Here is a 9,197-nt window from a genome sequence, read left to right as displayed (position 1 = left end):
TCACCCAGAAAGCGCTGGCCTCGTTTCCACTCGTGCTCGGCTCGCTCGACGACCTGCCCACCTTCGAGCTGGGGAGCGAAGGCGGGACGGCATACCTGGTGAACGTGTCCTCCGGGCTGGTGCCCACCAAGCGGGTGGCGTCAGAGGCGTGGGACGCCAAGGAGGGAGTGAGCCTGGAAGCAGAGCCCGCGCTGCCCCAGGAGGCAGCAGGGGCCTCCCAACGCATGGCCCTGTACTTCGAGCCGGTGAAGCACAGCTTCCAGGCCCGCTACGGCTCCTCGACGGAACCGGGCACACGCAGCCGCGCCTTCCACCCGCTGGAGTGGGTGCGCGTGGAAGTCCACGGGCCACAGCCGCGCACCCAACTCATGACGGCCATGGAGTTGGCCCTGCACGCCTCCCTGCCAGACAAAGCGCTTGTCTGGGCGGCGGTCATCCGCATCATCGAGATGCGCACGTTCTACCGCGCCCTGTATGCCTTGACGAAGGCACCGCTACCGCCCGTCTTGCCGGCGACCGCCGCGGAAGGCAGCGCCCTCGCCGCGGCGCAGAGGACGGCGGTACGTCAGTTCGTGGGCCGCACGGCCCTGCTGACGACGCTGGCGGTGGTGGACACCTGGCGCGCGGAGCTGTCGCGGACGGCGGAGGGACGGTCCTTCCTCGCGGTGCATGACCTGGCACTGCTCGCACTGGCCGGGCGAGACATGTCCAAGCTCCTCGACTCGGGCATATGGCGCGAGCTGGCGTACCGGGGCGGGCTGCTGCTCAGTCCGTCTGGCGCACGGGCCTCGGCGGGACTGCGCGAGTCCGTGGAGTCCATACAGGCCCTGGCCAAAACGTTGGAGCGGATGCTCGCCGAGGGCAAGGCCGTTGCGACACCGGACGGACTGCGGTTTTCCCTTCCTGGCGGCGCCGAGGCCTTCAAGCAGGCCTTCTTCGCCATACGCGGAGAAATGGCCGCCGCACGGGCCCTCGGCGGCATTCGCGGCGCGGGGCTCGCGGCAGAGGGAGCCGAGAAGACGCTGGAGGCGTTGAAGCTACTGGCGGCGGAGAGCCAGGAGATGGCGCTCGCCCACGGTGCGGTGGCGCGGCGCGCGGCCGCGCTGCCGGCCGACAAGGCCCAGGCGTACCTCGCCGCCGTGGAATCGCTGCGCGCCGCCACGCGCGCTACGGCGAAGCCTGCGCTGGCGCAGGTGCTGAGGCGCTCCGGGGCCTCGAGCGTGGCGGACCCGCTCGCCTTCCTGAAGGAAGCCGAGTGGCTGGTCAGCCACCCGGAACTTGAAGCCGAGGCCGTGGCTACGCTGGCAAGCAAAGCTTGCAGGGGCAGGGTGGACCTGGGCTGGCTACGCACGACAGGACTGACCCTGGAGGATCTCAACGCCATGGCCAGGGACAGAAATACGCCCTGGAGGCTGTTTCAGCGGGCAGCGGCGGAACCGGGGAACCTGGCGAAGCAACTGCAGGCGCGTGAACAACTCCGAGGCATCGCAGCTGAACTACTGACAGAGCGCAATGCGCAGAAACTCTTCCCGGGCTTCCGGATGACCGGGCGGCAGGTGCCTTTGAAAGGAGGGCACATCATTGATCGCGAGTTGACTTCGATAGACGGCTTGAGACTTCAACACGGGGTAGAAGTCAAAGGATGGAGCGACAACAAGTGGCGTACGGCGCTCGACGCATGGACGGCCAAGCAGCGCGCCAAGACCCTCAACAAAGGGCAGCAAGTGCTGATCGATCAACTCCAGCGCCTTCTCGACCAACTCACCGACGCGGCGAACGCCCCACGAGGGACGCCGTTCCTGGTCAGCACAGACACACTGAGCGGGCCGACGAAGGTCAAGTTGAACAATTTCCTAAAGGAGAAGGCACCAGGAGTTCCGCACATCGAGATAAATGAGGCTCAAATTCTAGAGAAGACAAAACAATGGCGCGCGGCACTCCGGCTGCCAGAGGACTTGTCCGGAGGCAAACCATGAGCCGCATTCCTCTCTGGGCGGTCCTGACTCCCGGCGAGCCGACGCGGCTTGCGAGCCGTGTCCGTATCGCGTTGATGCTGGACGAGGACGAAGCTGACGGGACAGAACCGTCCTTCGAGCTCATCCAGGGCAGCGGCCCCTACCACGCCATCGTGGGATTCAATCTCATGGACGTAGGCGTCGAAACGCAACTCGCCGAGGAAATTTCGCTCGAATGCGATGAGCCCGTTTACTCGATCGATCAGGCTTCCGATGCTTGGACAATCTTCTCATTTCGGAAGGGAGTGGAAGAGGTCGAAGAGGTGAGCCCAGAAGCCCTTGCGAAGTCTCTCGGATGCCCTCTTCCTGGAGGCGCTACGACTTCCGAGGACCCTGCGAGAACTCCGCTGCGAACGGTCGCACTGATAGAGGGAGTCACAACAGAGGAGGCACGACGCGCGTTGGAAGAAGACCATGGCGAACCACTTCCCGCGGGGCACTATCACTTCAAGGACACACCGCAAGGCCTCGTGCTCTCGGGAGGAGCAGGGGGCATGAATTTCGCACACATCACATTGTCGGAACGCTTCCCGCATGCAACTGTATATGGGGTGACCGCATCTCCCGCGCTGGATGAGTTCTCTACAACTGTAATCAAGGGGGGCGAGGGCATTGAAGAATTCTCGCGTCCGCCCCAGGCATTCCCATCATTCCCTGTTGCTAGCACTATCAAGGGAGAGAGTTCACCCGAGCGGATTCTCGCGGCGCTGGGCATCCCAGCCGAGTGGTTCCAGGACGAGTGAGTGGATTGCGCGCCAGAAGCTCGAGGAAACCCAGGTCCGCGTGGGCCACCGCGTCTGGCTGCCCTTCGTCCGCGCCTGGCGCTCCATGCGCTCGCGCCAGTCCCTCCTCGACTCTTCTCTCACCCAGCTCTACCGCTCCGCAGAGCGCCACCGCTCCTGAGCCACCACCTCACGGCTGGTGGACCGTTCCCACCGTCTCGCCCCGCAGGAAGCGCTCCACGGCGTGGAGCACCTCGCGATCGGACGTGAGCGCCACGTGCTCGGCGGCGCTGTCCACGCGCTGATACGTCATGGGCAGCACCGGCACCGCTCGCGCGGACAGCACCGAGCCATCTCCATCCGCTCGCGCCGGGTGCTCCACGTCCAGCTTCCCATCCACCCACCGCATCCCGCTCACCGTCGGCCTCCCCGTCCCCACCACCACCAGCGTCTCGAATGGAGCCGCCGGCAGCCCCGGCTTCGGCCCGAGTGCCTCGTGCAGTTCCCGGTGCGCCTCCAGCATCCGCACCAGCTGCGCCCGGTATGCCTCGTCCTCCCGCAGCGCCGCGTCCGCGAAGGGCCCCCAGCCCTCCTTCCACCAGACCGCTGCATCAAAGGCATCCAACTCGACGGGCCTCCCCTCCGCGTCCACGAAGAAGTCGCTGCGCGTGGACAGCAATTGGAACGCGGACGCGAAGGTGAACAGCGCCTCGGGCGCCAGCAGGGCCCGGTTGCGCAGCGTCTCCGTGCCCACCTGCAGGTCATCGAAGAGCCCCGGGCCTCCCGTGAACGGCGTGCCGAGGATGACCACCCGCTTCACGTGCTCGGCCCCCACCCACGGGCGCTCACCCGTCCGCGCTCCCCCGTGCAGCAGGCAGTGCATCGTCACCAGCCCGCCCATGCTGTGCGCCACGATGTTCACCTTCCGCTTCCCTCCCCCTTCCGCCACCAGTTGCTCGATGCGCTCGCACAGCGCCCCCGCGCTCTCCCGGATGTCCTTCCTCCAGTCGTACGAGAACGGCACGAACCCCGGCAGATGGTCCCTGCCGAACTCCATGAACGAGCGGTACGCATCCACCGACACGAAGAACGCCGACAGCTGCGTCATCGGCCCATCCGGCCGCAGCGGCCCATGGCTCGGCACCGGGCGCTGGCCCGGAAACGGCAACGCCAGCGTGCGCTCCCCTCGCGACAGCGCCTGTCCCACCGTGAGCCAGGCCCGCTCGGGCTCGGGGCCCTCGGTGACGAGGAAGCTGCCCCGGTAGCCGGGGACGAGAATCGTCACCTCCTCCCCCGTGGGCGGAGGCACGATGACCCGCGCGGCACCGCATCCAGCGAGGAGCACGCCCCACAGCAGCAACACGACACACGAGCGGTGGACTGTCTTCATGGCGCGCAGCTTCCGGGGGAAGCCCCCCCCTCGCAAGGCTCCTGTCTCCCCGCCCGGCGGCCGGACACACGAGGCTCCCTCCTCCCGCCCTGGCCCGCTGACGCCGCCCGGCACCGTTCGCACCTTCGGGCAAAGGAGAGTCCAATGGCGAACGATCCCCTGGAGAAGATGCACCAGCGCGAGCGTGAGCAGGAGCGGGAGCGGTTGCGCGAGCTGGAGGCGAAGGACCTGGAGGTGGAGTCGAAGCGGGGCCCGCGCCCGCTCGAGGGTTACGCCGGAGGCCACACCACCTGGGCGAGCAAGCAGGACGATGAGGCCGCCGCCGAGGTGCATGCCCACGACGCGGAGGACTCCTGGTCCGAGAGCCAGCAGCAGGTGGCGCGGCTCTCTCCCCGCACCGAGGCCCCCGCCCGCAAGGACGAGGAGCCCCAGCAGTAACCGCCCCCGTCAGGGCACCATCACCTGCTCGGGTGTGAGCATGAAGGTCTCCCGGGGACAAGCCTGCGCATCCCACCTTCACGCCCCCAGCGAGGGAACGGCCCTCCCGGCAGCGCCCGCTCCCTCGCCCGGTACGGTGGGAATTCTGGAAATATCGAATCCTACCGTCTTGCTGAATTCTCAGGGAATGAGTTAGCCACGGGGGAAGCCCTTCACCCCTGGAGGCGAGCCCATGCTCACCCGCCCGTGGTCCCTGTTGCGTCCCCTGCTGTTGCTCACGCTGTTGCCCACGCTCGCCTGGTCCCAGGGCCTGCGCTTCACCACCCTGGACATCGGCCAGGGCGACTCGGCGGTGCTCATCGCGCCCGGCGGGTGCGTGGCGCTCTTCGACGGTGGCCCCACCGGCTCGGGCCCCACCATCAAGGCCTACCTCAAGTCGCTGGGGGTGACGAACATCGACATGGCCTTCGTCTCGCACATGCACGCGGACCACATGGGCGGCATCGACGAGGTGGACGTGGGCACCGACGCCGTCTCCATCGACGCGGTGTACGACCACGGCGGCACCTACAACTCGAGCGCCTATGACGCCTACGCCAGCCACTTCAGCGGCCGGCGCAACACCGTGTACCGCGGGCAGAGCTTCTCGCTGTGCGGCGAGGTGACGCTCACCGTGGTCGCCGCCAACGGCAACGGCGTCTCCAGCACGGACGAGAACACCAAATCCGTCACGGTGAAGATCTCCTACGGCGCCTTCGACGGGCTGGTGGGCGGAGACCTCACCAGCACCCCGGACGTCGAGTCCACCCTCCTCTCCGACGTGGGCGAGCTCGAGCTGTACAAGGTGCACCACCACGGCTCGCGCAACTCGTCCGGCAACCCGCTCCTGGACGTGACCAACCCCACCGTGTCCTTCATCTCCGTGGGCCGCGACAACACCTACGGCCACCCCACCGCCGAGTGCTTGGATCGGCTGACGGCGCACGGCTCGGCCATCTGGCAGACGGAGGACCCGGCCACCAACAGGGTGCTGGGCCACATCCAGCTGAGCTCCTCCACGGGTGACACCTTCACGGTGACGCAGGGCACGCGCAGCGTCTCCTATGCCTCCAAGGGCGTGGGTCCGGACACCCGGCCTCCCTCCGTGCCGGGCGCGCTGGTGGCCAGCGCCACGTCCTCCACGGAGATCTCCCTGTCGTGGAATCGCTCCACCGACGACGTGGGCGTGACGGGCTACCGGGTGTACCGGAGCACCAACGGCGGCGCCTACGCGCTGGCCGGGACGTCCACCACCACCGGCTTCGCGGACCTGGGCCTGACGGCCGGCGTCACCTACGGGTACCAGGTGACGGCCGTGGACGCGGCGGGCAACGAGTCCTCGCCGGCCAGCGCCTCCACGCGCACGCCCGCGCCCGGCATCACCGTCACCGGCCCCAACGGCGGCGAGAGCCTGGCCGGCGGCGGCGCCAGGGCCATCACCTGGACGTCCCAGGACATCTCCAACGTGAAGCTCGAGTACACGCTCGACAACGGCGGCTCCTGGCAGGTCATCGCCAGCAGCGTGGCCGCGTCCACCGGCAGCTACTCGTGGACGGTGCCCAACTCGTCCAGCACGGCGGCCCGGGTGCGCGTCACGGATGCCTTCGGCTCCGCCTCGGACATGAGCGATGGCACCTTCACCATCACCGCCGTCGCCACGCCCGCCAGGGTCATCCTCAACGAGATGCTCGCCAACGAGCCCGGCAGCGACACCGACGGGGAGTTCGTGGAGCTGGTGAACGTGGGCAGCGCGTCCATCGACATCAGCGGGTGGACCATCTCGGATGCCACCTCCGTGCGGCACACCTTCGCCGCGGGCACGGTGCTCGGCGCGGGCAAGGCCATCGTGGTGTTCGGCGGGGCCACCGCGATTCCCTCGGGGACTCCCAACGCCGTGGCCGCCTCCAGCGGCGCGCTCAGCCTCAACAACAGCAGCGACACCGTGACGGTGAGGAACGCCGCGAAGACGAGCATCGACTCGTTCAGCTACACGAGCAGCCTGGCCAGCCAGGACGGCGTGTCCATGAACCGCAACCCCGATGCGAGCCCCACCGGCGGCTTCGTGCTCCACACGAGCCTCTCCACCCGGAGCGCGTCACCGGGCCTGCGCGTCAACGGCAGCGCCTTCTGACCCCAGCTCCAGCACCGCCGCGCCTCGCACGCGCCCTTCCCGCAGTGCCGCCAGCGCCTCGTTGGCGGCCTCCAGCGGGAAGGGCTGTACCTCCGTGTGCACCGGCACCCGCGGGGCCAGCGCGAGGAAGTCCAACCCGTCCTGCCGCGTGAGGTTCGCCACCGAGCGCACGGTGCGCTCGCCCCACAGCAGGGAGTAGGGAAACGCGGGGATGTCGCTCATGTGGATGCCCCCGCACACCACCGTGCCTCCCTTCACCACCGCCGCCAGCGCCACCGGCACCAGGCTCCCCACCGGCGCGAAGAGGATGGCCGCGTCCAGTGGCTCGGGCGGCAGCACGTCCGAGTCCCCCGCCCACTCGGCCCCCAGCCGCAGCGCGAAGTCCTGCGCGGCCACGTCTCCCGGCCTCGTGAAGCCGAACACCCGCCTCCCCTGGTACCTCGCCACCTGGATGAGCACGTGCGCCGCCGCGCCGAAGCCGTACAGGCCCAGCCGCCCGGCGTCCCCCGCCATCCGCAGGCAGCGGTAGCCGATGAGTCCCGCGCACATCAGCGGCGCCGCCTGCAACGGTGGGTAACCCGGTGGAATCGGGAAACAGAAACGGTGGTCCGCCACGGTGTACTCCGCGTAACCGCCGTCGATCTGATAGCCCGTGAAGCGCGCGTTGTCGCAGAGGTTCTCCCGGCCCGTGAGGCAGTAGCGGCACGTGCCGTCACTCCACCCCAGCCACGGCACCCCCACCCGCGTCCCCGGCGCGAAGATGCCCGCACGCTCGCCCGCCTTCACCACCGTGCCGATGATCTCATGCCCCAACACCAGCGGCAGCTTCGGCCTCGTCAGCTCCCCGTCCGTCACGTGCAGGTCCGTCCGGCACACCGCGCACGCGTGCACCTTCAGCAGCAGCTGCTCGGGACCCGGCTCCGGGATGGGCCGATCCTCCAGCCGCAACGGCTCTCCCGGCGCATGCAGCACCATCGCTCGCATGGGACCTTCCCACCCGGGGCTCTCGTTCTCTGGGTTCTCGTTCTGGGCTCTCGAAGAGGAGCGCGTCCGGCACGGGCTCGCCTGCCCCACACCCACCATCCGGTACCCACCCCGTCCCGCACCGGACATCAACTGATCGTCCCGTGCCGGGCACGCATCTGGAACCTGGGGACGGTTTCTCCGGTGGGAACCCCCTCCACAGAGGCACGGCCGAGGGGCGGAGATCCAACCCGGGGCTCGCTTCCTTCCTCACGGTGGGGAGCACGGGGACGGATACCCTCACCCCGTCCCTCTCCCGGAGGGAGAGGGGAGATTGGCTCAGATCTGCAGGCCCGCGATCAGGCCCGGCCACGTCTGGACTCGCACCCGCTCCGAGTCGTAGACCGCGCCCAGCTTGAAGCGGTCCACGCCCCGCACCTCTTCATCCACGAAGGACACGAGCGTGTTCGCCGTCAGTCCTCCGAAGATCGCGAAGTGGCGGTACGGCTGCCAGCCCGCCATGACTCCCGCGCACACCGAGACCTGGAGCTTCATCGCCTGACCCTTCCTGGAAATCACAGCCATCGGCGACTGAAACACCGGCACCCCGCACACCTGTCACCTGCTCCCTTCATCCCCCATGCTGACGCGCACCATTCGATGGGCCACGGGCCCCGCCACCCGCAACCCCCGCCACCTCGAGGACAACCTGCGCGCGGGCTCCGGGCGCCTGCCCGACGAGAAGACCCGGGCCCGCAGGGTGCAATACCTCGGCCCGTAGCCGCGCTCAGGCTTCTTCGATCTGCGGCTCGTACACGAGCTCGCCCTGGAGCGTGAAGACGAGGCCGGTGCCCAGCTCGCCCTCCTCGTCGTCACGGCCCACCTCGAGCTGCTGCGTGTCCTCGTCCCACTGGCCCGCGTAGTACTCGCCGCCCGCCGCCATCCACGCCCTGTCTTCCGCCACGAGCGTCTCCACCGTCTCGCCCTTGTCGCTGGTGGCCAGGTAGACGCTCCACTCCACGCCATCCTCCTTCAGGTGCGACACCACGTCGGCGAGCTCCTCGTCCTTGGGCGTGCCCCCCTCCTGCGCCGGCGTCACCTTCCACTTGCGCTCGTCCGCCTTGGGCTTCTGCGCCAGCCAGCCGCGCACCAGCGCCCGCATGGCCTCCTCGGCCTTCTCCTGCAGCCCCTTCATGTTCCCCGGCAGCCCCACCTCGTCCAGCGCCATCAGCGCCGTCTCCAGCTGGATCGCCTTCAGGGCCCACTCGTTCATCGCCGTATGCAGCATCGCCGTCCATCTCCTCGGGCCAGGTGCGGCCCGCACTTCCATCCCGGGGCACGTCCCGCGGGCAGGGCGCTGCCCCCTATCACGTTCCCTCCCCACGTGGGGCCCCTCCTCCGCCTCCGACTCCCGTCCAGATGCCCTGTCCACCCGCCAACGCCAACACCGGCCAACGGAGCGCGTCCGCCGAGGCTCTCGCCAAGAAGCCGGGCACTGC

Annotated in this window: 9 protein-coding genes; 5 read left to right on the top strand and 4 right to left on the bottom strand. The window is 68.7% G+C overall.

Annotated features, from left to right (window positions below; translation table 11 throughout):
- Both AC16DP_RS45255 and AC16DP_RS45250 read left to right on the top strand, forming a co-directional pair.
- On the top strand, positions 1-1,976 hold a 1,976-nt coding region (locus AC16DP_RS45255), incomplete at its 5' end, for a hypothetical protein (RefSeq protein ID WP_483957074.1).
- Positions 1,973-2,758, top strand: coding sequence for a hypothetical protein (locus AC16DP_RS45250; RefSeq protein ID WP_329726919.1), 786 nt, complete (start codon positions 1,973-1,975; stop codon positions 2,756-2,758). The genes AC16DP_RS45255 and AC16DP_RS45250, both read left to right, overlap by 4 nt.
- Before the next feature lie 169 nt (positions 2,759-2,927).
- Here the strand turns inward: AC16DP_RS45250 and AC16DP_RS45245 are convergent, their stop codons facing one another.
- Positions 2,928-4,127 (bottom strand): lipase family alpha/beta hydrolase, encoded by a 1,200-nt coding sequence (locus AC16DP_RS45245; RefSeq protein WP_329726918.1) that lies wholly within the window; start codon positions 4,125-4,127, stop codon positions 2,928-2,930.
- 144 nt (positions 4,128-4,271) lie between these two features.
- Between AC16DP_RS45245 and AC16DP_RS45240 the strand changes: the two genes are divergently transcribed.
- Both AC16DP_RS45240 and AC16DP_RS45235 read left to right on the top strand, forming a co-directional pair.
- Positions 4,272-4,565, top strand: coding sequence for a hypothetical protein (locus AC16DP_RS45240; protein ID WP_329726917.1), 294 nt, complete (start codon positions 4,272-4,274; stop codon positions 4,563-4,565).
- A gap of 232 nt (positions 4,566-4,797) precedes the next feature.
- Positions 4,798-6,735 carry a lamin tail domain-containing protein gene (locus tag AC16DP_RS45235; RefSeq protein ID WP_329726916.1) on the top strand — a complete coding sequence of 646 codons (1,938 nt, stop codon included), beginning with the start codon at positions 4,798-4,800 and terminating at the stop codon, positions 6,733-6,735.
- On the opposite strand, the gene AC16DP_RS45230 is transcribed toward AC16DP_RS45235, so the two are convergent.
- A complete protein-coding gene (locus tag AC16DP_RS45230) occupies positions 6,700-7,719 on the bottom strand; it encodes a zinc-dependent alcohol dehydrogenase family protein (RefSeq protein WP_329726915.1) in 1,020 nt (339 codons plus the stop codon). The genes AC16DP_RS45235 and AC16DP_RS45230 overlap by 36 nt on opposite strands.
- Positions 7,720-8,037: 318 nt before the next feature.
- A complete protein-coding gene (locus tag AC16DP_RS45225; RefSeq protein WP_329726914.1) occupies positions 8,038-8,253 on the bottom strand; it encodes a hypothetical protein in 216 nt (71 codons plus the stop codon).
- An 85-nt stretch (positions 8,254-8,338) separates the two neighbouring features.
- Between AC16DP_RS45225 and AC16DP_RS45220 the strand changes: the two genes are divergently transcribed.
- Positions 8,339-8,479 (top strand): hypothetical protein, encoded by a 141-nt coding sequence (locus AC16DP_RS45220; RefSeq protein ID WP_329726913.1) that lies wholly within the window; start codon positions 8,339-8,341, stop codon positions 8,477-8,479.
- A gap of 6 nt (positions 8,480-8,485) precedes the next feature.
- Here the strand turns inward: AC16DP_RS45220 and AC16DP_RS45215 are convergent, their stop codons facing one another.
- Positions 8,486-8,986 (bottom strand): hypothetical protein, encoded by a 501-nt coding sequence (locus AC16DP_RS45215; RefSeq protein ID WP_329726912.1) that lies wholly within the window; start codon positions 8,984-8,986, stop codon positions 8,486-8,488.
- Between the last annotated feature and the right edge of the window lie 211 nt (positions 8,987-9,197).

This window comes from Archangium sp. (assembly GCF_057119385.1).
Note: the sequence above shows the minus strand (reverse complement) of the source record. Positions and strands in the feature narration are given on the sequence as shown.